Annotated in this window: 24 protein-coding genes; 10 read left to right on the top strand and 14 right to left on the bottom strand. The window is 56.8% G+C overall.

Features of this window, described 5'->3' with window-relative positions; all coding sequences use genetic code 11:
* Window positions 1–31: 31 nt before the first annotated feature.
* Complete coding sequence (locus tag N8E88_RS29620) at window positions 32–544, bottom strand: DinB family protein (RefSeq protein ID WP_262293646.1); 513 nt, start codon at window positions 542–544, stop codon at window positions 32–34.
* Window positions 545–639: 95 nt separating this feature from the next.
* Here N8E88_RS29620 and N8E88_RS29615 point away from each other — a divergent pair, with 95 nt between their 5' ends.
* Both N8E88_RS29615 and ndk read left to right on the top strand, forming a co-directional pair.
* Window positions 640–2,097 carry an MFS transporter gene (locus tag N8E88_RS29615; protein ID WP_262293645.1) on the top strand — a complete coding sequence of 486 codons (1,458 nt, stop codon included), beginning with the start codon at window positions 640–642 and terminating at the stop codon, window positions 2,095–2,097.
* 103 nt (window positions 2,098–2,200) lie between these two features.
* On the top strand, window positions 2,201–2,623 hold the full coding sequence (gene ndk / locus N8E88_RS29610) for a nucleoside-diphosphate kinase (protein WP_112527903.1): 423 nt from the start codon (window positions 2,201–2,203) through the stop codon (window positions 2,621–2,623).
* Window positions 2,624–2,685: 62 nt separating this feature from the next.
* Here the strand turns inward: ndk and N8E88_RS29605 are convergent, their stop codons facing one another.
* From N8E88_RS29605 to N8E88_RS29580, 6 genes are all read right to left on the bottom strand, one after another.
* Window positions 2,686–3,123 carry an META domain-containing protein gene (locus N8E88_RS29605; RefSeq protein WP_262293644.1) on the bottom strand — a complete coding sequence of 146 codons (438 nt, stop codon included), beginning with the start codon at window positions 3,121–3,123 and terminating at the stop codon, window positions 2,686–2,688.
* Entirely contained in the window at window positions 3,120–3,593 is a 474-nt protein-coding gene (locus N8E88_RS29600) for a molybdenum cofactor biosynthesis protein MoaE (RefSeq protein WP_262293643.1), read from the bottom strand. Before N8E88_RS29600 ends, N8E88_RS29605 begins: the two co-directional genes overlap by 4 nt.
* Window positions 3,594–3,596: 3 nt before the next feature.
* Entirely contained in the window at window positions 3,597–3,851 is a 255-nt protein-coding gene (gene moaD / locus N8E88_RS29595) for a molybdopterin converting factor subunit 1 (protein ID WP_262293642.1), read from the bottom strand.
* Window positions 3,852–3,854: 3 nt separating this feature from the next.
* Complete coding sequence (gene pgsA, locus N8E88_RS29590) at window positions 3,855–4,439, bottom strand: CDP-diacylglycerol--glycerol-3-phosphate 3-phosphatidyltransferase (RefSeq protein WP_262293641.1); 585 nt, start codon at window positions 4,437–4,439, stop codon at window positions 3,855–3,857.
* 110 nt (window positions 4,440–4,549) lie between these two features.
* Complete coding sequence (gene uvrC / locus N8E88_RS29585; RefSeq protein ID WP_262293640.1) at window positions 4,550–6,649, bottom strand: excinuclease ABC subunit UvrC; 2,100 nt, start codon at window positions 6,647–6,649, stop codon at window positions 4,550–4,552.
* Window positions 6,646–7,413 carry an SDR family oxidoreductase gene (locus tag N8E88_RS29580; RefSeq protein ID WP_262293639.1) on the bottom strand — a complete coding sequence of 256 codons (768 nt, stop codon included), beginning with the start codon at window positions 7,411–7,413 and terminating at the stop codon, window positions 6,646–6,648. Before N8E88_RS29580 ends, uvrC begins: the two co-directional genes overlap by 4 nt.
* Window positions 7,414–7,916: 503 nt before the next feature.
* On the opposite strand from N8E88_RS29580, the gene N8E88_RS29575 reads away from it, so the two are divergent.
* Window positions 7,917–8,561 carry an outer membrane protein gene (locus N8E88_RS29575; RefSeq protein WP_262293638.1) on the top strand — a complete coding sequence of 215 codons (645 nt, stop codon included), beginning with the start codon at window positions 7,917–7,919 and terminating at the stop codon, window positions 8,559–8,561.
* Between the two features lie 56 nt (window positions 8,562–8,617).
* Here N8E88_RS29575 and N8E88_RS29570 read toward each other — a convergent pair whose 3' ends face one another.
* The 4 genes from N8E88_RS29570 to N8E88_RS29555 all read right to left on the bottom strand — a co-directional run bounded on the left by N8E88_RS29570 (window position 8,618) and on the right by N8E88_RS29555 (window position 11,414).
* Entirely contained in the window at window positions 8,618–9,214 is a 597-nt protein-coding gene (locus tag N8E88_RS29570) for a glutathione S-transferase (protein ID WP_262293637.1), read from the bottom strand.
* Between the two features lie 82 nt (window positions 9,215–9,296).
* Window positions 9,297–10,037: a ribonuclease T2 family protein gene (locus tag N8E88_RS29565; protein WP_262293636.1), complete on the bottom strand. Its 741-nt coding sequence runs from the start codon at window positions 10,035–10,037 to the stop codon at window positions 9,297–9,299.
* 12 nt (window positions 10,038–10,049) lie between these two features.
* Window positions 10,050–10,496: a hypothetical protein gene (locus N8E88_RS29560; protein ID WP_262293635.1), complete on the bottom strand. Its 447-nt coding sequence runs from the start codon at window positions 10,494–10,496 to the stop codon at window positions 10,050–10,052.
* A 57-nt stretch (window positions 10,497–10,553) separates the two neighbouring features.
* On the bottom strand, window positions 10,554–11,414 hold the full coding sequence (locus tag N8E88_RS29555) for a 23S rRNA (adenine(2030)-N(6))-methyltransferase RlmJ (RefSeq protein ID WP_262293634.1): 861 nt from the start codon (window positions 11,412–11,414) through the stop codon (window positions 10,554–10,556).
* A gap of 163 nt (window positions 11,415–11,577) precedes the next feature.
* Between N8E88_RS29555 and N8E88_RS29550 the strand changes: the two genes are divergently transcribed.
* On the top strand, window positions 11,578–12,420 hold the full coding sequence (locus N8E88_RS29550) for an EamA family transporter (protein WP_262293633.1): 843 nt from the start codon (window positions 11,578–11,580) through the stop codon (window positions 12,418–12,420).
* A gap of 88 nt (window positions 12,421–12,508) precedes the next feature.
* Window positions 12,509–13,306 (top strand): hypothetical protein, encoded by a 798-nt coding sequence (locus N8E88_RS29545; protein WP_262293632.1) that lies wholly within the window; start codon window positions 12,509–12,511, stop codon window positions 13,304–13,306.
* A gap of 1 nt (window position 13,307) precedes the next feature.
* Here N8E88_RS29545 and N8E88_RS29540 read toward each other — a convergent pair whose 3' ends face one another.
* Window positions 13,308–13,955: a glutathione S-transferase family protein gene (locus N8E88_RS29540; RefSeq protein WP_262293631.1), complete on the bottom strand. Its 648-nt coding sequence runs from the start codon at window positions 13,953–13,955 to the stop codon at window positions 13,308–13,310.
* Between the two features lie 125 nt (window positions 13,956–14,080).
* Between N8E88_RS29540 and N8E88_RS29535 the strand changes: the two genes are divergently transcribed.
* The 3 genes from N8E88_RS29535 to N8E88_RS29525 all read left to right on the top strand — a co-directional run bounded on the left by N8E88_RS29535 (window position 14,081) and on the right by N8E88_RS29525 (window position 16,880).
* Window positions 14,081–16,192, top strand: a complete 2,112-nt coding sequence (locus N8E88_RS29535; protein WP_262293630.1) for a molybdopterin oxidoreductase family protein — start codon at window positions 14,081–14,083, stop codon at window positions 16,190–16,192.
* Window positions 16,193–16,369: 177 nt separating this feature from the next.
* Window positions 16,370–16,570, top strand: coding sequence for a type II toxin-antitoxin system RelE/ParE family toxin (locus N8E88_RS29530; RefSeq protein ID WP_315975274.1), 201 nt, complete (start codon window positions 16,370–16,372; stop codon window positions 16,568–16,570).
* Between the two features lie 4 nt (window positions 16,571–16,574).
* Window positions 16,575–16,880: an addiction module antidote protein gene (locus N8E88_RS29525; RefSeq protein WP_262293629.1), complete on the top strand. Its 306-nt coding sequence runs from the start codon at window positions 16,575–16,577 to the stop codon at window positions 16,878–16,880.
* Window positions 16,881–16,905: 25 nt separating this feature from the next.
* On the opposite strand, the gene purN is transcribed toward N8E88_RS29525, so the two are convergent.
* Window positions 16,906–17,523: a phosphoribosylglycinamide formyltransferase gene (gene purN, locus N8E88_RS29520; protein ID WP_262293628.1), complete on the bottom strand. Its 618-nt coding sequence runs from the start codon at window positions 17,521–17,523 to the stop codon at window positions 16,906–16,908.
* Complete coding sequence (gene purM, locus N8E88_RS29515) at window positions 17,520–18,605, bottom strand: phosphoribosylformylglycinamidine cyclo-ligase (protein WP_262293627.1); 1,086 nt, start codon at window positions 18,603–18,605, stop codon at window positions 17,520–17,522. Before purM ends, purN begins: the two co-directional genes overlap by 4 nt.
* Before the next feature lie 177 nt (window positions 18,606–18,782).
* Here purM and N8E88_RS29510 point away from each other — a divergent pair, with 177 nt between their 5' ends.
* Window positions 18,783–19,337: a CDP-alcohol phosphatidyltransferase family protein gene (locus N8E88_RS29510; RefSeq protein ID WP_262293626.1), complete on the top strand. Its 555-nt coding sequence runs from the start codon at window positions 18,783–18,785 to the stop codon at window positions 19,335–19,337.
* Window positions 19,312–20,499 (top strand): AI-2E family transporter, encoded by a 1,188-nt coding sequence (locus N8E88_RS29505; RefSeq protein ID WP_262293625.1) that lies wholly within the window; start codon window positions 19,312–19,314, stop codon window positions 20,497–20,499. Before N8E88_RS29510 ends, N8E88_RS29505 begins: the two co-directional genes overlap by 26 nt.
* Window positions 20,500–20,504 lie beyond the last annotated feature (5 nt).

Below are 20,504 nucleotides of genomic sequence, written 5' to 3'. Positions count from 1 at the left end.
TGCGCTTGAGGTAAAGAGACTTCACAACACCTTATGAATAAGGTCTGCCTTCTTCTGTCCGCTGGAACTGGATGAGATCAAAGGATGGAGCAGCTTTGCCGAGTGCTGTCAAAATGGCGTGGGCCTGACCACGATGGTGCGTTTGGTGGTTAAAGAGATGTGAGAGCGCCGGCGCAAGACGCTGACTGATCGTCCGCATGTCGCTGACCGTCGTATAGGTAAAGCGCCCGGCAATATCCGAGCTGTCCAGGCCGTCGATCCAGCTGATGATACGCGCGTCCTCTGTTTCTCGTGCAGCCTTCAACGCCTCCAGTTTTTCGAACAGGATCGCATCCAATGTTTTCGGGGCATCTCCTTGGCCAGTAAAACGGTAGAGCCAGATACGATCGGTCACCAGCAGATGGTTCAGGGTGCCGTGCAACGAAGTGAAGAATGCGCGCATGTCGCGCCGGTATTCTTCGTCATTGAGCTCGGCTGCCGCGGCATAGAGCCGTTGGTTTACCCAGCGGTTATATGCGGCAAGCATCCTGAAATGCTGTTCCATTACATTGGCTCTCTATAAATAAGGTTGCGTTATTGACATAATGATATCTGAAGGAGGAGTTGTTTCCATGAAATCATTTTGCCGCGAGAATTGAAATGACGGGCCCGCAACTCCTCCCCTGCGAAACGCCTGATGCGAGACAGCCGAAAGGGACGAATGGCAAGACCCAGTGGGTTCTGCCCGCCACAATTCTCGGCTCGAGCTTGAGCTTCATCGATGGTTCCGTGGTGAACGTCGCGCTCCCTGCGATTCAGGGGAGCTTCGGGTCAAGCCTTGCCACCATGCAATGGGTGGTCAATGGTTATATGCTGATGCTTGCAAGTCTCATTCTGCTTGGCGGGTCGGTTGGTGATCGCTTCGGCCGGCGGCGTATTTTCATCGCCGGTCTCATCGGCTTTGCCGTTGCCTCGATGGGATGTGGTTTGGCACCATCGGCCGGATGGCTGATAGCGATGCGGCTGTTGCAGGGTGCGAGCGCTGCGATGCTGGTGCCTGCCAGCCTTGCCATTATCAGTGCCGCATTCAGGGGGGAGGCACGCGGGCGGGCGATCGGAACATGGGCGGGGGCTGGCGCGCTCACGATGGCTCTGGGACCTCCGTTTGGCGGGTGGCTGGTCGATACGGTGGGCTGGCGCTCCATCTTCTACATCAATCCACCAATTGCCGCCGTCGCATTGTTCCTCGCGTGGAAGTTGCCGGCCGACGACCGCAGCAAAGGCGCATCCGAGCCCCTCGATCTGCGCGGCTCAGCGCTCGCGGTGCTGGCTCTCGGATTACTCAGCTACGGATTAATTGCTTCTGGCGAGGGTAGCGGTCTGATTGGCGGGCTCGCCATTGCTGCAGCCGTTCCCGCGGGCGTGCTGTTCATCATTGCAGAATCTCGGTCTGTCGCGCCGGTTATGGCGCTGTCGCTATTCCGCGATCGAGATTTTGCAGGCGCCAACGGCATTACCGTTCTGCTGTATGCCGCGCTTAGCGGAGCCTTGTTCCTGCTGCCATTCCTGTTGATCGAGGTCCATAAGTACAGCGCGACCGCGGCAGGGGCGGCCCTCTTGCCTTTCTCGCTGATCATGGGGTTGGGATCGCGCTGGATCGGAGGGCTGGTCGAACGGATCGGGTCGCGAATACTGCTGATTATCGGCCCCTTGGCGACGGCAGTTGGCTTTGTGATCCTGGCAGTGTCTGGCGAATATCCAGGCTATTGGATCGGCTTCCTGCCTGGGCTGATCGTAGTTGGCATCGGCATGACAGTCAGCATTCCGCCGCTGACGACCACCGTCTTCGATTCCGCCCCGGATGAAAAAAGCGGCACGGCATCCGGTGTCAACAATGCGGCGGCACGGGGCGGGGGACTTGTAGCGGTGGCGGCTTTGGGGCTTGCCGTCGGCGGATCGGAACTTTCCTCGATGGACGTCAATGCTCTGACCAATGCCTATCGGCTCATCATGTTTGGAGCTGCGGGCCTTGCTGTCTTGAGTGCGCTTGTTGCAGCACTGACAATCAGCAAGCGTAGCGTAGCACCCGCGAGGGAACCAGTGCCCAAACGACCTTGAAATGGTCTGCCACCGCAATGGATTGGCAAATGGTCTATTGGCAAATGGGCCTGCTCCCGCTATAGAGCCGCCACCATTCCCCCAAATGACAAGGTTTCATTCCATGGCAATTGAACGTACTTTTTCGATGATCAAGCCCGACGCGACCCGCCGCAATCTGACCGGTGCCATCACCCAGAAGTTTGAAGAAGCTGGCCTTCGCGTTGTAGCTTCCAAGCGCGTGTGGATGAGCCGCCGCGAAGCCGAAGGCTTCTACGCTGTGCACAAGGAACGTCCATTCTTCGGCGAGCTGGTTGAGTCCATGTCCTCAGGCCCGACTATCGTTCAGGTTCTCGAAGGCGAGAATGCCATTGCCCGTAACCGTGAAATCATGGGCGCGACCAACCCGGCCAATGCCGACGAAGGCACGATCCGCAAGATTTTTGCCCTCTCGATCGGCGAGAACTCGGTTCATGGTTCCGATGCCCCCGAGACTGCCGCAGAAGAAATTGCCTACTGGTTTTCCGGTACTGAAATCGTCGGCTGATACTCGGCTGCGCGAATAAAAAAAGCCGGGTGAAATGCCCGGCTTTTTTTGTTTTGGATCAATCAATTCTGCTTTGCCAACTGGACGATGGTTTTTCCGGCGTCGTCGTGCAGCAGCAGTTTGCCGGTGTCGGCATCGATTGCGTAGGACCGCGTCCGTTCAAGTGCGGAGAAGAACTTTTGTTCTTGATCCATCAGGGCGGGCGGACACATCATGCGTGTTGCAGCCGCCGGTTTGAAAGACAGATTGGATCCATCGATCGTGGCGCTGGTCATGAAGCGATTGCAGCCGCCCGATCCGTTCGCAGATCCGTCGGCATTGATCGTCAGAGCCGTTTGCGCATTATCAATGACACCGCGCCCGTCGATGTCTTCGGCAAGCCAGGTAACATCCCTGATCTCACCTCCGGGTTCGTCACTGCGAGCGGACAATGACAAAACCAGCAGTACCAGGACGGCCAGAAAGCCGATGATGAGTGAACCAACTGCGACACGGTTCATTTGGTTTTTCCCCAGCGCTTGAGTGCTTCCTCGTCGGTTGCCTTCGCCTCGACCCAGTCGCTGACCTCACCACTGACGAGGTGCTGCTTCTTCCAGAAAGGCGCGGCATTCTTCAGATAGTCCATCAGGAACGATGCGGCCTCGAAAGCTGCCTGCCGGTGAGCGGAGGCAGCGACGACAAGGACGATGTTCTCACCAGGTTTGATAAAACCGTAGCGGTGGACGACGGTCAGGCCCGTTAAACTCCAGCGGTCCAGAGTTTCTTCGGCGATACGGCCAATTTCGACCTCCGCCATGCCGGGATAGTGTTCGATTTCAAGTGCTGCCAGCGTCCCGGCCTCATCCCGGCAAAGCCCGCTGAATGTCACCACCGCGCCGATGCCGCGGCGGTCCCTGGTCATCCGGTCAATTTCGGCGGCTGTATCGAAATCCTCAGCCTGGATGCGGATGAGTGGTTCGACCGTGCTCATGCTTCATCCCCCGGTCATTGGCGGGAAAAGCGCAATCTCGTGTGCGCCCTTGATCGGCGCATCGTGCTCGACATGTTCCTGATTGATCGCGACGCGGATCACATCCTGGTATTCAAGCGCTGATTCATATTCCTCACCGCGGGACTTTAGATGGGTCAAGAGGTCGTTGACCGTGATGATCGAGGGCTCAAGATCGAGATATTCCTCGCCCTTGCCGATCCGTTCACGCACCCATGCGAAATAGACGAGTTTGGTCATTGGTCAGTCCACCACGTGTTTCAGCCCGGCCCGGAAATAATCCCAGCCAGTGTACAGCGTTATCAGTGCGGCAATCCACAATAGAATAATACCCGATATGGTGATCACCGGCACAAGTTCGTCGCCGGCAGGTCCCGCTAGCAGAAATGCGATGGCAACCATCTGAATAGTGGTCTTCCATTTGGCAAGCTGGCTTACCGGCACGCTGACCTTGAGTTCCGCCAGATATTCACGCAGGCCTGACACAAGAATTTCGCGACAAAGGATGATGATGGCAGCCCAGAGCGACCAGCCGGCGATTGTTCCATCCGCCGCCAACAGCAGCAGACAGGCCGAAACCAGCAGCTTGTCTGCAATCGGATCGAGCATGCGGCCGATGGTCGAGGTCTGCTTCCAGATGCGCGCTAGATAGCCGTCGAGGAAATCGGTTATGCTGGCAATAGCGAAGATCGCCAGAGCGCCCCAGCGCGCCGCATCGCTGGATTGCAGGCGTCCTTCCAGAAAAAAGCATACCACGACAAGGGGGACGGCAATTATTCGGGCATAGGTAAGAATATTCGGCAGAGAGTAGGCGTTGTTTTTGGGCATATTTCCAACCAATCCAAATCAGCGCCGATCAAAAGGGTTCGACCGCCAAACGTCAAGCTCATCAATGGAGAGTCGGGCGCATTTATGTCCCGATTTCAAGAGTTAAGACCTTATGTACGGAAATGATCGCGAATTGTAATGGCCATGGCTTCAGATATACCGTCGACCTTCATCAAATCTTCGACAGCCGCCCGCGAAACCGACTTTGCCGTGCCGAATTGATGCAACAGAGCGCGTTTGCGTGAAGGACCGATTCCCGCGATTTCATCCAGCGGATTCTTTACCATCTCTTTCTTACGCTTGGCCCGGTGCGTGCCGATAGCAAAGCGGTGTGCCTCGTCGCGCAGACGCTGCAGGAAATACAGCACCGGATCGCGCGGGGGAAGCGTAAAGGAGGGCTTACCCTCCATGAAAAACCGTTCGCGCCCCGCATCGCGATCGACGCCCTTGGCGACACCGATGGCGGTGACCTTGTCGGCAATGCCCATCTCCTGCAGGATACCGCGCACCGCGCTCATCTGACCTTGTCCGCCGTCGATGAGGATTATGTCAGGCCAGGCCGGGAAAGCATCGGAATCATCGTCGAATTCATCGATCTCCACATCCTCCGCCGGCGCATCCTTCGTTTCCGGCGTACCGTGCTCTTTGACCAGTCGGCTGAAACGCCGCTCGATCACCTCGCGCATCATGCCGAAATCGTCGCCAGGCGTGATCTCGGTCGAGCGGATATTGAACTTGCGATACTGGTTTTTGACGAAACCCTCCGGGCCGGCGACGATCATCGCGCCGATGGCGTTGGTTCCCATGATATGAGAGTTGTCGTAAACCTCGATGCGGCGCGGTGTTTTCTCCAGCCCGAAGGTCTCGGCCACGCCCTTGAGCAGGCGCGATTGCGATGACGTCTCCGCCAACTGGCGACCAAGGGCTTCGCGCGCATTGCTGAGGGCGTGCTCGACCAGATCGCGTTTCTCGCCGCGTTGCGGAACTGTGATTGTGACCTTGCGATCCGATTTCGCCGTCAGTGCAACGCCAAGCAATTCCTGATCTTCGACGGTTTCCGAAAGCATGATCAACGCGGGGCAAGGCTTGTCATCATAGAACTGCGACAGGAATGCGCCGAGAACTTCGGCGCCCGAGAGCGACGAATCCGCCTTGGGATAATAGGCGCGGTTGCCCCAGTTCTGGCCGGTTCGAAAGAAAAACACCTGGATGCAGGTCACGCCGCCATTTTGATAGATCGCGAAAACGTCGGCTTCCTCCACCGATTGCGGATTGATGCCCGAATGTGCCTGAACGTGCGACAGCGCCGACAGGCGATCGCGATATACAGCTGCCCGCTCGAAATCGAGATCTGCCGAAGCCTCGCGCATCGCATCTGACAAATGCGTCTTCACCGCCTGGCTTTTGCCCGAAAGAAACGCCTTGGTTTCGCTGACGAGTTCGTCATAGTCCGCTTCGCTGATCTCTCCGGTGCAAGGACCGGAACAGCGCTTGATCTGGTAGAGCAGGCAAGGGCGTGTGCGGTTTTCGTAGAACGAATCCGTGCAGGTGCGCAGAAGGAATGCACGCTGCAGAGCATTGATGGTGCGCCCGACTGCCCCCGCCGATGCGAAGGGTCCGAAATAATCACCTTTGCTCGAGCGTGCACCGCGATGTTTGAAAATTCCAGGCGCAAGCCGCCGGTCAGTCTGCTTGGGTGCTGTGAGAAGGATATACGGAAACGACTTGTCGTCCCGCATCAGCACATTAAAGCGCGGCCGCAACCGTTTGATCAGATTGGCTTCCAGAAGCAGTGCTTCCGTCTCCGTGCGGGTGACGACGAATTCCATTTTCATGGTTTCGCGGATCATCCGCGCGATGCGGTTGTTGTGGCCCTGACCGCGGGCATAATTGGAAACACGCTTCTTCAGGCTGTGCGCTTTGCCGACATAGAGCACGTCGCCAGCCTCGTTGAACATGCGATAGACGCCCGGCTTGTTTGGCAAGCGCTTTACCAGCGCAGCGATTACATCGGCGCCGCTGGTTCCATCGCTGACGATCGTCGAATCCCACTCGATTGCACTGATCAGAGCCGCTACGTCGCGAACAGGTTCGTTGCTTTCCTCGATTGGTTCTTCCAGATCCTCATCGACGGGCAAATCGATATCGTTTTCTTTCACATCGTTGGAAAGAAACTGTTTTGGACTGGATTGATTTGCCGGGTCGTTCATTCATCAATTCCTGAAACATCCGGCGTCTGCCATGCCAGATGCTGCCCTCCGTCGAGAGCAATCATTTGCCCTGTAATGGAGCGTGCTTCCCACAAATAGCGGATTGTACGGCCGAATTCTGACAGATCGGGCCCATGCTTCAAAACGAGCATATTCACCTGCCGATCGAAATCAGCCTGGCTCTGCCTGTCACTCGGCATGGTTGGGCCAGGTGCGATGCCATTGACACGGACCCGTGGTGCGAGAGCTTGGGCAAGCGTCTGCGTGGCAGTCCACAACGCTGATTTGGACAGGGTGTAGGATATGAATTTCGGCGTGAGCTTCCAGACACGCTGGTCGATCATATTGACGACCAGACCATCCTTACCTGCCGGCAGCGCCGTTGCCATCGCATCCGCAAGCAGCACGGGTGCCTTGACGTGGACGGCGAAGTGCCGGTCCCAGATGCTGTCATCGGCAAAGTCACCTACGCCGTCTTCCTGAAAAATCGACGCATTATTGACCAGCAGTTGCACAGGCCCGAGTTGATCCTGTGCGTCGCGAACAAGGCGGCGCACTGCATTGCTGTCGGCGAGATCGGCCCGCACCACGCAAGCCGTGCCACCTGCCGCATAGATGTCCGTCAAAAGCTCTTCGCCCTCGTCGCGCGAATGATTGCAATGGATCGCCACGGCAAAGCCATGTGCGGCCAGATCCTGGACAATCGCCTTGCCGATCCGCTTTGCGCCACCGGTTACAAGAACAACGGGCTGATCAGTCTTCAAGTGATGGCTCCTTCATGCCGCGATTCAGTCACGAATATAGGGATCACGGCATGAAAGCGCGAGAGTGAAAGGCCGCAACAGTGTCAGTAGTGAACAGATGCGATTGATCATCGAAGTTCATCTGCGCCAAGGCGGACGCAGTTCGAATAGCGTCACAACATCCTCCTGGACTTTAAGACGAACGCAAATTTTAAGCGCTGATTAAGTTTACTATATTGCGCTGCAATATCGAGAGACTGCCGGCCAAATTCTCGTCTAGTATCGATTAGCTTCTATTTTATTGGCTTACTATATTAGCATTGAAATCATTGAAGAATTCGCGATGTTGCATAAAAAACACATCGCATTTCCGCCATTTTCTCGACAGTTTCTTTTCACAGTGCCGCGCAAGTGCCGCCACAATGCAAAGCGAATGTCTGCCCCGTCAAGCGGATGCAATTCTTGGTTCTTCCCCCCAACCAGTGCCCGCTCCGTGTAAAAGAGTTTAAAAAAGGAGATTGCCTATGCGCACTCTTAAAACAACGATCCTCGCTACCGTGGCAGTGTTCACGCTCTCCGCTCCGGTAATCGCCGCCGACGCCATCCAGGAACAGCCACCTGCACCGGCTCCCATCGAAGCACCAGCTGCTGCTGATTGGTCCGGCGCTTACCTCGGCGCTTATGGCGGTTACGGTTGGAACAAGCACAAGACCGACGATTCTGGCAACATCAACGCCGATGGCTTCCAGGGCGGCGCTTACGGTGGTTACAATTTCCAGAACGGCCAGTTCGTCTATGGTGGTGAAGCAGACCTCGGCTACTCCGGTGGAGACGAGACCAGTGGCGGCATCAAAGCGAAGCAGGGCGTAGAAGGCTCGGTTCGTGCTCGCGCCGGTATCGCGCTTGATCCGATTCTGTTGTACGGCACAGGCGGTCTCGCCGTGGCGAACAGCAAACTGTCTTCCGATACGGGTAGTGACTCAAACACCCGCGTCGGCTGGACAGTTGGTGCCGGTGCCGAAGCCAAGTTCACGCAGAATATCGTAGGCCGCGTCGAATATCGCTATAGCGATTACGGCAAGAAGGACTTCGACCTCGGCGGTCTGGATGACGTTTCCAGCAAGCTGACAACGAACGAGATTCGTGTCGGTGTTGGTTACAAGTTCTAAACGACGATTTATTTGAAAAGAGCCGGGCAGGAAACTGCCCGGCTCTTTTTTTGCGCTTATTTTGGCAGCAGCGCCGCCAAGTCAGGATGCAATTCCTCGAAACGCTTCTGCCAGCGCTTGAGCTTCGAGCGGCCTTTTTCCCATTTGCCTTCAAAACGCAGGCTCGCATAGGCGAGGGCGGCCGCAAGTGCGATATGTCCGCCATGAATTTTCTTGCCGAGACGCGGCGGTGCGGCGTTGAGGTGGTCAAGCACGCGGATAGCCTTGCCCCATTGGCGGTCGAGCCAAGGCTGGTGGATCTTTTCCTCCGGATGGAAGCGGCGCTCATAAACGTGTGCGAGCAGCACATCGCAAAGTCCGTCGGCAACCGATTCCAGTTGTTCGGCCTCAAGCCGCTTTTCTGCATTGCGCGGGAAAATCTTGTTGCCCGACATACGGTTTAGATATTGCGTGATGACGCGGCTGTCGAAGATTGCCTTGCCGTCATCCAGAATAAGCGTTGGAATCTTGCCGAGCGGATTGGCGCTGATCAGTTCCATCGGTTCGGCGTTGCTGTCCACCAGCACATTCTCGACAGGGACCCCCGCATAAAGCGCCGCCATGCGGACTTTGGTACTGTAGGGTGAGGCGGGGGAATAGAGAATTTTCGGCACTGTGGACTCCCATTGATCACGATTCGGTGCCGGAACCGTAAACCCGCCATTGGTTTTCGCAAAGAGCGGCATTTTCGCCTTACTACTGCGCTGCAGGCATATCCACGGAGCGCCGCCTGCAAGAGGAGCGCTCGACTTCGGGGCAGGTGCGGAAGTTCAGATCCTTTGTCAGGCAAACGCGCACCTCCCGCAGATAGTCGCTGTCGCAGGTAACGGCGATGCCTTCTTTGGCAAGTCCGGGATTGGCGGAAACAAAGGCCTGTTCTAGTACCTGCGGATTGATCGGCGCGCGCGATGTAGGCTGGCGGTAAGGGGCTGGAATCGCAACACGCTTTACAGCTTGGCGCATAACGGAGAAATAGTCCTGCTGCGTCAAGCCGGTGCAGGAGCCATGTTTACGCCACTCATGGGTAACGAGACCGGGTGATGGCATGATATCGGATAATTGTCTGGCTTGGGCGTAGGGAACGTTGCGCGGCTGCGACGTATCGCAATCCTGCGGATAGCCCCGTTCATATTGCGGCCAGAGCCCATGCACGACGAACCCGTACGGCCGCCCTGACGAACATTGTTGCCGATTGGCGTTCGGTCCTTCTGCCGCGCAATAGCTGGGTGACCAGGAAAGCGCGAGCACATAGAAGTCGAAACCTGTGCCGGAGGGCAGTGACGGGGGCTGCCCGGCCTGCCGTTCCATCGGCGTATCAGAAGAAGGTTCGATCGGACCGTTCGTTACCGGCGCGTTCTCTTCGCGCAGATAGGAAAGTATTGAAATGCCGATCAGAGCCGCAAACAGCACATAGCGAGCCAGCTTGGCGATCGGCATGCCTTGGCTTGACTAGTAAAGCGTGCGGCAGTTGCCGTTGTACACGTGCCAGCGATCAAATCCGGAAACGCAGAATTCAACGTTATTGCCGATACCGACGAAACCTTGGCCTTCTTCGACCAGATACCAAACCGGACGTTGAACTCCATCCGAAAGATGTGCTGTCGCGCGGCAATAATGGCGCGCCACGGCATCCATTTCCGGATCGCGGCTAGGCTCAAAGTGCGTCAAGCGCACATCGCTGAAGTCCTGGATGGCAACCTGCGGTAGATTGGGTACGTGGCGAACCTGATAGGAAAACCTGTTGATGATGCGATTGAGGACGCGTGCCTGCCCGCATGTATCGTCGTAACCGGGCCCGCTTTCCACGTAATCTGCGGCCCGCGCCGGAGCGGCAGCCGATGCCAGCGCTACGCCAACGGCGAAGCTTGCAGCAAGAAACGATGATACGCGCGTCATAGGATCACTCTCCGTGAAATCTCGTTGGTCGCAATCTCAACCAGCCGTTGCCTTCGGTCAAGCGTCAACTTGCTCGCCGCGTATCCATTCGAGCGTGAAACCCGCATTCTGTTCTTCACTGAGGATTTTCGACAACGCTGGCAGCAGGATGCGCAGTTCGTCATCGAGCGTATAGGGTGGGTTGACGATGATCATGCCGGTGCCATCCAGACGCGGTTCCGGCGAAGGAGCGCGAATCATGAGTTCGGTCCGCAATATCTTGGGGATGCCGGTATCGTGCAGCGCGGCCACAAACCGCCGCACTTCCTGCCGGTCCTTGACTGGATACCACAAGGCGAAGGTTCCGCCGGAAAAGCGCTTGTGTGCCCGCACCAGCCCATCGACGAGACGGTCGAATTCACCCGCCACCTCGAACGGCGGATCGACCAGGACCAGCCCGCGTTTTTCCTTCGGCGGTACGTGCGCGCCGAGGGCCAGCCAGCCGTCCAGCTTGGTCACGCGGACCTGAATGTCGCCCTCGAATATCTCGGCCAACAGCTCTGCATCTTCCGGATGCAATTCCAGCGCGGAAAGCCGGTCCTGCCGGCGCAAGAGATGCCGCACGATCAGCGGCGATCCCGGATAGTGCCGCATCTCGCCACCCGCATTTTCGGCGCGTACGATATCGAGATAGGGCTGGATCAATTCCGCAACCTTGGCATCGATCTTGGCATCGAGCAGCCGTCCAACGCCGTTCTGCCACTCGCCGGTCTTGCCAGCTTCGACGCCGCCGAGATCGTACCGGCCTATGCCCGCATGGGTATCGATAACGCGAAAGGCTTGTTCCTTGCGTTGGAGATAGAGCACAATTCGCGTCAGGATGAGGTGTTTGACCACATCGGCGAAATTGCCGGCATGATAGGCGTGTCGGTAGTTCATGCTGGGCTTCTCTCATGCCGCGAGCCTGGTCGCAAGCGGGCTTGGTACTTCATCATTTTCTTTGATGTTGAACTCCAGCTTATCGAATTTGTTATCTGTCGCAAATCTGTCATACAGCGCATCAGGCACGCACGTATTGCTGGCGCGCTGCGGGTGAGCAATAATGTCCGGAACTGTCGTCCTCATCGTGCTGTTTGCAGCACTCATGCATGCAAGCTGGAATGCCGTTGTCAAATCCGAAGGCAACAAGTTCCTGAACACTGTTGTCGTTGTCACCTCTGCCGGCATCATCGCGGCCATCTGCCTGCCATTTTTAACACCGCCAGCACGCGAAAGCTGGCCTTTTCTGGCCGCATCCGGTGTCGCTCAGGTCATCTATCTTGTATTGGTAGCGGCGGCGTATCGCAGTGGTGACATGAGCCAGGCCTATCCGATCATGCGCGGCACCGCGCCGTTGATCGTCGCCATCGCCAGCGGCCCGCTGATCGGCGAGGTACTTTCCTTGGAGAAATGGGCCGGAATCGCGCTGATCTGCGGCGGCGTCCTTGCGCTGGCGCTGGAGTCGCGGCGGCGGGCTGGCTCAAATCGCGCCACCACGATCCTTGCGCTCATCAACGCGGTGGTGATTGCGTCCTATACGCTGATCGACGGCGTCGGCGTTCGTCATTCGGGCGCGCCGGCTTCCTACACGATGTGGGTGTTTGTCCTGAATGCAGTGCCGTTGTTCATCTGGACGATGGTCATGCGCCCGGGTGAATTGTGGCCGCATTTCCTCAAGCGGACGCGGCTCGCAACGATCGGCGGGGTAGGCACGCTTGGCTCCTACGGCCTTGCGCTCTGGGCCATGACGATGGCGCCGGTTGCCGCTGTTGCTGCCTTGCGGGAAACATCGATCCTGTTTGCGGTGGCTATTTCGGCTTTCATTCTCAAGGAAAGCGTCGGGCCGAAGCGGCTTGCCGCGGTCGCGCTGATCGCGATGGGTGCTGCCGTCATGCGTCTGGCTTAAATTTTTGTAATCTACTGGCAAACATTGGATGTGTGCCCTATCTGCGGTTACGCGGTTTTGCTCGGACCTATTCAGACTTGGATGAATCTTGGATATTTGCACCTTCTGGTACGGCCCGTCCCTGCGTTTCGTGGACCAAGTCTGTCTCGCATCAATGCTCTTGGCAGGGCATCGCGTAAAACTTTTTTCATACGGCGAGATTGAGAACATTCCGGTTGGCATCGAAGTTCACGATGCCGAGCAAATCCTTCCTCGTGACACCTTCGCGCGAATCAACCGTAATTTTCCGGCTACGACACCCGGTGTTTCGATTCTGCAGTTCAGCGATCTGTTCCGGGTCATGTTGATGAAGTATGACCAGGGAGCCTGGCTCGATACGGATGTTTACCTGCTGAAGCCGTTTCTTCCAGCGCCGGACCAGCCCTATCTCGCACATGATACCCTGACGAGGCTTGGCGTTTCCGCGCTGTATCTACCAACGGACAATCCTATCATCGCCGATTTTGTCGCCTATATTCAAGGAATCGAAGTTCTCCCCGATTGGCTTGGCTTTCACCGCCGGGTAGTCAAGCCGGCCTTGGCTCGCTGGAATGGCAAGGAAGTCACGACAGCGATGATCGGCCACACCGTCTTTGGCAATGACGGCATCTCGCGACTGGCACGCCGGCACGGTTTTTTCACTGATGCTGCACCAAAGCAGAGCTTCTACTATTGGACGGGCCGGGATGCGCTTCGCATATTCGACCCGAGATATGGCCTGGAACCGACACGCCACAAAGATTTCATCGGGTTCCATATTCACAAGAAGAAGCCGACAGATCTGCCTGCCGAACCCGGAAGTTTCTATCATTGGGCGATTGAACGAGTGCAGCACCTGCTGACTTGAACTACTGCGGCAGCATATGGAAATAAGGCTTTGCTTCCTCCACCACTCTCGCAAAAGACGGCCGGTTCATCAGCCTGTGCAGATAGTGAGATACGTTCGGATGTTCGGAACCGAGCGGCATATTCAGATTGGCGTAGAAAAGTGCCGGTGAGGCGGAGCAATCGGCCAAGGTATATTGCTCGCCAGCGGCCCAGGTACGGTGCTTCAACCTGCTTTCGAGCACGCTATAGGCCGTCCGCAGCTTTGTGATGGCTTCCTCCACCCCGAAAGCATCTTTCTTGTCTTCCGGCCGGAGCTTGTCGCCGACGATCTTCTGCATATGCGTATGCACGTGCAGATCGAAGAAACGATCAAACCACCGTGCTTCGTGCGCCATCTCGGGGTCGGTGGGCAAAAGCTGTGCCTTGCCGGGATAGTGCATTTCCAGATACTCGATGATCGGTGTAGACTCGGGAATGAGCCTGTCGCGCGCACCATCTTGCAGCACCGGAAACTTCCTGATTGGCCACATTTCGGTGAAGCGTGCGTTCTCTTCCGGATCGCCGAAGTTGACCAGTTGCGCCTCGAAGGCCAGGTCCTTCTCGTACAGCGCCGTCAGAACCTTCATGCAATAGGACGACAGCGGGTGATAAAACAGCTTCAGCGACATCTCATTCCTCCGGTTATAATACTAAAGTAATTACTTAACTATCAGGCAAGGACGCACGCGTCAAGCTTGTCACCAAGACAAAAAGCACCATTTGTGACTGCTGGATTTTGCGCTATGGATAGCCGATGAACAAACCTGTCCTGCTTCGCACGGGCCATTCCGCCTGTCCCCATGATTGCCCTTCGACTTGCGCCCTTGATATCGAGGTGCTCGATACTGGCCATATCGGCCGCGTGCGCGGTGCCAAGGAGAACAGCTACACGGCTGGCGTCATCTGCGCCAAGGTTGCCCGTTATGCCGAGCGCATCCATCATCCTGAACGGTTGCTGAAGCCCGTCATCCGTGGTGGTGCCAAGGGCGAGGGCGTGTGGAAAGAAGCGAGCTGGGAGGCGGCGCTTGATCTGATCGCTGAACGGTTTCTGAAGGCGGAAGCCGATTATGGCTCCGAGAGCGTCTGGCCTTATTACTATGCCGGCACCATGGGTCTTGTGCAGCGCGATTCGATTCACCGGCTGCGCCACGCCAAGAAATATTCCAACCAGTTCGATAGCATTTGCACCAACTTGGCCTGGACCGGCTTTTTCGCCGGCACCGGCAAGCTCGGTGGTGTCGACCCGCGCGAAATGGCCAAGTCCGACTGTGTCGTGATCTGGGGCACCAATGCTGCGGCGACGCAGGTCAATGTCATGACCCATGCTGTCCGCGCCCGCAAGGATCGCGGCGCCAAGATCGTCGCCATCGACATCTATGAGACCGCCACTGTCCGGCAGGCGGACCTGGGGCTTGTCCTCAAGCCTGGAACCGATGGCGCCTTCGCCTGTGCGGTCATGCATGTGCTGTTTCGCGATGGGCTTGCCGATTGGGACTATCTCAACGCCTATACCGACGATCCGAAGGGTCTCGAACAACATTTGAAGGATCGTACCCCGGAATGGGCCGCTGCGATCACCGGCCTGACCATTGCCGAGATCGAAGAGTTTGCCCGGCTCGTCGGCACAACCAAGCGGACATTCTTCCGTCTCGGCTACGGTTTTGCCCGCCAGCGCAACGGTGCGGTCAACATGCACGCGGCGCTGTCGATTCCGGCTGTTACCGGCGCCTGGAAATATGAAGGCGGCGGCGGCTTCCATTCAAATTCAGGCATTTTCCGCATGGACAAGCGGGAAATAGAGGGCCGTGCATTTGTCGACCCATCCATCCGGCACATCGACCAATGCAAGATTGGTCCGGCGCTCACCGGCGACCCGGCCGCGCTTTATGGCGGCCCGCCAGTCATGGCGATGCTGGTGCAGAACACCAATCCAGCCAATGTCGCGCCGGAACAGCGGCTGGTGAAACAGGGTATGATGCGCGATGATCTGTTCATAGCCGTGCATGAGCAGTTCATGACTGACACTGCCAAACTCGCCGATGTCGTTCTACCGGCCACCATGTTCATGGAGCATGACGACATCTATCGCGGTGGCGGCCAGCAGCACATCGTGCTCGGTCCGAAGCTGATCGATGGTCCCGGCAAAACACGGCCCAACCTCTTTGTCATCAACGAACTGGCGAAACGCCTCGGTGTGGGTGATTTCCCCGGCTTCGAACTCGACGCGAAGACACTCATCGACAACATGATGGCAGCTAGCAATCTGCCCGGCTTCGACGTGCTCAAAGAAACCCGCTGGCTCGACATCCAGCCGGATTTCGAAACGGCGCATTATGAAAAAGGTTTCAGCTGGCCGGATGGCAAGTTCCGTTTCAAGCCGGACTGGACCAACGGCCCGTCACCCAACCGGCCGCCGCAATCGATGGGCCTGCAAGGTCCGTTCGAAACATTGCCGCAATGGCCGGACTATTGGCAGGCAATCGAAGTCGCCGATGAAAAGCACCCCTTCCGCCTGGCGACGTCGCCCGCGCATAACTTCCTGAACTCGACTTTCTCTGAAACCCCGACTTCGGTGGTCAAGGAAAGGCGGCCGGAGCTGCTCATTCATCCGGAAGATGCGGCCGAACTCGGTATCGAGGACGGCGCGCGTGTGGAGATAGGCAATGATCGCGGCGAAGTCGTCGTGCATGCGCGCGTTCAGGCCGTAACGAAGCGCGGGGTGGTAATTTCCGAAGGCATCTTTGCCAATTCGGCTTTCGAGCGGGGCGAGGGGATCAATGTCCTGACCGGTGCTGATGCTCCAGCACCCAATGGCGGCGCCGCGTTCCACGATAACAAGGTTTGGGTGCGGTTGGCGGTAGAATAGACTTGTCACACTGTGAACGTTTTTTAAGGCTTTGAAATTTTTTGATATCTAGACATTTTGACAACTATGGTTTACATTTTTGAGTTATATAATTGAGAAGACCGACACTTTTTTATACTGGATTGATGGTTTGCGGGACCAGCGAGCCAGGGCGAGAATTTTAAAAGGCTTGATCGTTTGATCGAGGGTAATTTTGGTGATGTCAAACCCGTCGGTGAGGGCATCAGCGAGCTTCGAATTGATTATGGCCCTGGTTACCGCATTTATTTTATTGAGCAAAATGGCATCTTGATTATCTTGTTGTGCGGAGGGGAAAAGAGCACTCAGGAGCGCGATATCAAAAAGGCAAAGTCAATGGCCAATCTTTTGAGGAAATGACGGCATGATAAATTTGAGCACTTACGATACCGCTCACCACCTCGACTCCGAAGAGATGATTGAAGAATATTTGCTGGCGGTTTGTGAAGATGGTACGCCTTCGGAAATAGCCCGCGCTTTGGGTACAATCGCGCGCGCAAGGGGTTTCACCGAACTTGCGCGTAAGACCGGCCTCACCCGCCAGACACTTTACAAAGCCTTGAGTGGCGAGGGCAATCCAGAGTTCGCAACAATCACAAAAGTAGCCGAAGCTTTGGGCCTGCGCCTGTCTTTTTCGCGACTGTCGAAAAACAAGAAAGATGCCGCATAAGGTCCCCTTTGCCGCCTAGTGTGGATCAATACTTAAAAACCGTCCGCCCGTCCTTCATCACGGCTTTGCCGCTTGCAACCAGCGCGAGCGCCCGTACATAGGTTTCGTGCTCCACTGACAGCACCCGTTCAGCGAGCGTGTCGGTCGTATCCCCGCTCTCCACCGGCACTGCCGTCTGCGCAATGATCGGCCCTTCGTCCGTGCCGGCAGTGACGAAATGCACGGTGCAGCCGTGCACACGCATTCCGGCTTCGAGCACCTGCTCATGCGTGTGGAGGCCTTTGAACAGCGGCAGCAGGGAAGGATGGATATTGAGCATCTTTCCCTCCCACTCACTTACGAATTCCGGCGAGATAATTCTCATGTAACCCGCAAGGCAGACGATGTCGGCCTTCACAGCCTGCAGCGTTTCGGAAACGGCCTTTTCATGCTCGCGCTTCGAAGCAAAGTTGCGATGGGGAATGGCAAATGCCGGAATGCCCTGTGTCCGTGCTGTTTCCAGCCCGCCGGCATCCGGCTTGTTGGCAATAACCGCAACGATTTCCGCCGGATAGTCTGCGTTCTTTGCAGCTTCGATGAGCGCGCTCATATTGGAGCCGCGGCCGGATATCAGGATGGCGACACGTTTCCTCGGTGTGCTCACAGCGCCAGCGTGCCCTGATAGACCACACCGGCGTCGCTGCGTGCAACCATCGTGCCGAGCCGAACAGGCTGTTCACCCTGTGCGTTCAGAGCCGCAAGCACAGCATCGACATTGTCCGGCGCAACAACGGCAATCATGCCGATACCGCAATTGAACGTCCGCAACATTTCATCGCGCTCGACGCCGCCAGTCTTTGCCAGCCACGAGAACACCGGCGGAACCTTGATGGCCGACAAGTTGATGCTTGCGGTCAGGGTCTTCGGCAATACGCGGGGAATATTATCCGGGAACCCGCCGCCGGTAATATGCGCGAGCGCCTTGATCGCATTGGTCTCGCGAATTGCTGCGAGCAGCGGCTTTACATAGATCCGCGTTGGCGTCAGCAGGGCCTCGCCAAGCGTCGTGCCGGTCTTGAACGGCGCGTCGGCATCCCATCCGAGGCCGGAAAGCTCAACGATGCGCCGTACCAGCGAAAATCCGTTGGAGTGTACACCGGAAGAAGCGAGGCCGAGAATGACATCGCCCTCGGCAATGTCACCGGACGGCAACAATTGATTGCGCTCGGCTGCGCCCACAGCAAAGCCGGCAAGGTCATAGTCGCCATCACGATACATGCCCGGCATTTCCGCCGTTTCGCCACCGATCAGCGCACAACCGGCCTGCAGGCAGCCTTCGGCAATCCCGCTGACGATAGCCGCGCCCTGATCTGGATCGAGCTTGCCCGTGGCGAAATAATCGAGAAAGAACAGAGGCTCCGCGCCCTGCACGACGAGATCATTGACGCACATGGCGACGAGATCGATGCCGACGGTGTCGTGTACGCCCGCATCGATGGCGATCTTGAGCTTGGTGCCGACACCGTCATTGGCCGCAACCAGCACGGGATCGGTAAAACCTGCGGCCTTCAGGTCGAAAAGTCCGCCAAAACCGCCGATTTCGCCATCGGCGCCGGGTCGGCGCGTCGAACGCACGATCGGCTTTATCTTTTCGACAAGCAGATTGCCGGCATCGATATCCACGCCTGCCTGCGCGTAGGTAAGACCATTCTTGCCACCTTTGGCGGGCTCGTTCTTGGTATTCATGATCTGCTCCGGATTATTGCCCGCGAAATGGCACGACTCTGGCGTTGCTGCAAGGTCTGAGTAACCCTCCCGTCAAGAAAACCCCGTTTATGGACAGTTTGGCCGCCGTTTGGGGTTGAGGAAAGCATTTACCCACGCCATTTAGGATTGTATGCATGCCTGGAGGAATCCGCCCTGGTGACAATTCCCAACTACATCACGATCTTCCGTTTCATTCTCGTGCCGTTCATCGTGATGGCCTTGCTGTCCGGATATGTCGGAGCCGCACTGATAGGCTTCGTTATCGCCGGCATCTCCGACGGCATTGATGGTTTCATTGCCCGGCGCTACAATCAAGGGTCAGAGCTCGGTGCCTATCTCGATCCCATCGCCGACAAACTGCTTCTGGTTTCGCTGTTCGTGGTGCTTGGTTTTGTGAAGGAATTGCCAGTCTGGCTGGTCGTCATCGTCGTTTCACGCGATATCTTCATTATCGGTGCTGTGCTCCTCGGTGCGGTCATCGGCAAACCGTTGGAGATGCATCCGTTGTTCGTGTCGAAGGCGAATACGGCGTTTCAGATTATCCTTGTCACGGTCACACTGGCGGATATTGCATTTGATTTTTCACTCGCCGGCGTCCGCATGGTACTCGTATGGATAGTTGCCCTCTTGACCGCAGCTTCCGCGGCTGCCTATCTCATGGCGTGGACGAAACACATGGCGGGATATGAGCAAGAGCATAAGCAAGACTAAAACAGATCCTGGTCCGGTCGAAATTCCGGACAAGGACATTCATGTGGATGTTCAGGTCAACACGCTTGGCGCAAGCGTACGCCGCCAGGCCGTATTCTGGACAGGCGCGATGCTTTTCCTGGCGTTTTTCCTCTACATCTTCTCATCGATTCTCCTGCCTTTTGTCGCGGGACTTGTGCTCGCTTATTTTCTTGATCCTGTCGCCGACCATCTCCAGCGTCTCGGCCTGTCCCGTCTGCTGGCGACTATTGTCATCCTCGTCCTGTTTGTCGTCACCTTTGCGCTGTTGCTCATCATCCTCGTGCCTGTGCTCGCTTCGCAGATGAGCGATTTTATCGTGCGCTTGCCGAGTTATGTATCGCGACTACAGGAACTCATCGCCAATCGCGACTCGCAATGGTTGAAGGATTTCATAGGTGTCGATGCTTCGGTTATCCGCAGCAGTCTGGATTCGCTTCTCCAGCAGGGCGCAGGCTTCCTTACCACCCTGCTGCAGTCGATCTGGAGTTCGGGCAAAACCTTGATCGATGTCGTGGCACTATTCGTCGTCACGCCTGTTGTGGCATTTTATATGCTGCTCGACTGGGACCGCATGGTTACCGAGATCGACAAGCTTGTTCCACGCGAGCATGTCCATACCGTTCGGGTCATAGCGCGCGACATGAATAAAGCCATCGCCGGTTTCGTTCGCGGGCAGGGCACGGTGTGTCTCCTGCTCGGTATCATATATGCGGTCGGCCTCACGGTTACCGGGCTGAATTTCGGTCTGCTGATCGGTCTGTTTGCCGGTCTGATCAGCTTCATTCCTTATGTCGGCTCGCTGGTCGGCCTGCTTTTGGCGCTTGGCGTAGCGCTCGTGCAGTTCTGGCCCGACTACATTAATGTTCTCTATGTCGCTCTTGCGTTCGGCATAGGACAGTTCATCGAGGGCAATATCCTTCAGCCGAAGCTCGTCGGCTCGTCCGTGGGCCTCCATCCCGTCTGGCTGATGTTCGCGCTGTTCGCCTTCGGCTCGCTGCTTGGTTTCACCGGCATGCTCATCGCCGTGCCAACAGCCGCCGCTGTCGGCGTTCTCGTGCGCTTCGTCATCCATCGCTATCAGCAATCCCCGCTCTACACAGGCGAACATCGCAAAAACGAGAAGACCAAAGAAATCAGATGACAGTG

Origin of the sequence: Phyllobacterium zundukense (assembly GCF_025452195.1) — a bacterium.
Taxonomy (GTDB): Bacteria; Pseudomonadota; Alphaproteobacteria; order Rhizobiales; family Rhizobiaceae; genus Phyllobacterium; species Phyllobacterium zundukense_A.
This window is presented reverse-complemented; position numbering and strand designations above follow the sequence as displayed.

What these genes read in the sequence shown, in the direction of transcription:
- N8E88_RS29575 (WP_262293638.1), top strand. Translation starts at nt 7,917, where the DNA reads ATGCGCACTCTTAAAACAACGATCCTCGCTACCGTGGCAGTGTTCACG.
- pgsA (WP_262293641.1), bottom strand. Translation starts at nt 4,439, where the DNA reads ATGCCCAAAAACAACGCCTACTCTCTGCCGAATATTCTTACCTATGCC.
- N8E88_RS29540 (WP_262293631.1), bottom strand. Translation starts at nt 13,955, where the DNA reads ATGTCGCTGAAGCTGTTTTATCACCCGCTGTCGTCCTATTGCATGAAG.
- N8E88_RS29605 (WP_262293644.1), bottom strand. Translation starts at nt 3,123, where the DNA reads ATGAACCGTGTCGCAGTTGGTTCACTCATCATCGGCTTTCTGGCCGTC.
- ndk (WP_112527903.1), top strand. Translation starts at nt 2,201, where the DNA reads ATGGCAATTGAACGTACTTTTTCGATGATCAAGCCCGACGCGACCCGC.
- N8E88_RS29535 (WP_262293630.1), top strand. Translation starts at nt 14,081, where the DNA reads ATGAACAAACCTGTCCTGCTTCGCACGGGCCATTCCGCCTGTCCCCAT.
- N8E88_RS29620 (WP_262293646.1), bottom strand. Translation starts at nt 544, where the DNA reads ATGGAACAGCATTTCAGGATGCTTGCCGCATATAACCGCTGGGTAAAC.
- N8E88_RS29600 (WP_262293643.1), bottom strand. Translation starts at nt 3,593, where the DNA reads ATGAGCACGGTCGAACCACTCATCCGCATCCAGGCTGAGGATTTCGAT.
- N8E88_RS29560 (WP_262293635.1), bottom strand. Translation starts at nt 10,496, where the DNA reads ATGACGCGCGTATCATCGTTTCTTGCTGCAAGCTTCGCCGTTGGCGTA.
- N8E88_RS29550 (WP_262293633.1), top strand. Translation starts at nt 11,578, where the DNA reads ATGTCCGGAACTGTCGTCCTCATCGTGCTGTTTGCAGCACTCATGCAT.
- N8E88_RS29565 (WP_262293636.1), bottom strand. Translation starts at nt 10,037, where the DNA reads ATGCCGATCGCCAAGCTGGCTCGCTATGTGCTGTTTGCGGCTCTGATC.
- uvrC (WP_262293640.1), bottom strand. Translation starts at nt 6,649, where the DNA reads ATGAACGACCCGGCAAATCAATCCAGTCCAAAACAGTTTCTTTCCAAC.
- purM (WP_262293627.1), bottom strand. Translation starts at nt 18,605, where the DNA reads ATGAATACCAAGAACGAGCCCGCCAAAGGTGGCAAGAATGGTCTTACC.
- N8E88_RS29525 (WP_262293629.1), top strand. Translation starts at nt 16,575, where the DNA reads ATGATAAATTTGAGCACTTACGATACCGCTCACCACCTCGACTCCGAA.
- N8E88_RS29555 (WP_262293634.1), bottom strand. Translation starts at nt 11,414, where the DNA reads ATGAACTACCGACACGCCTATCATGCCGGCAATTTCGCCGATGTGGTC.
- moaD (WP_262293642.1), bottom strand. Translation starts at nt 3,851, where the DNA reads ATGACCAAACTCGTCTATTTCGCATGGGTGCGTGAACGGATCGGCAAG.
- N8E88_RS29505 (WP_262293625.1), top strand. Translation starts at nt 19,312, where the DNA reads ATGAGCAAGAGCATAAGCAAGACTAAAACAGATCCTGGTCCGGTCGAA.
- N8E88_RS29615 (WP_262293645.1), top strand. Translation starts at nt 640, where the DNA reads ATGACGGGCCCGCAACTCCTCCCCTGCGAAACGCCTGATGCGAGACAG.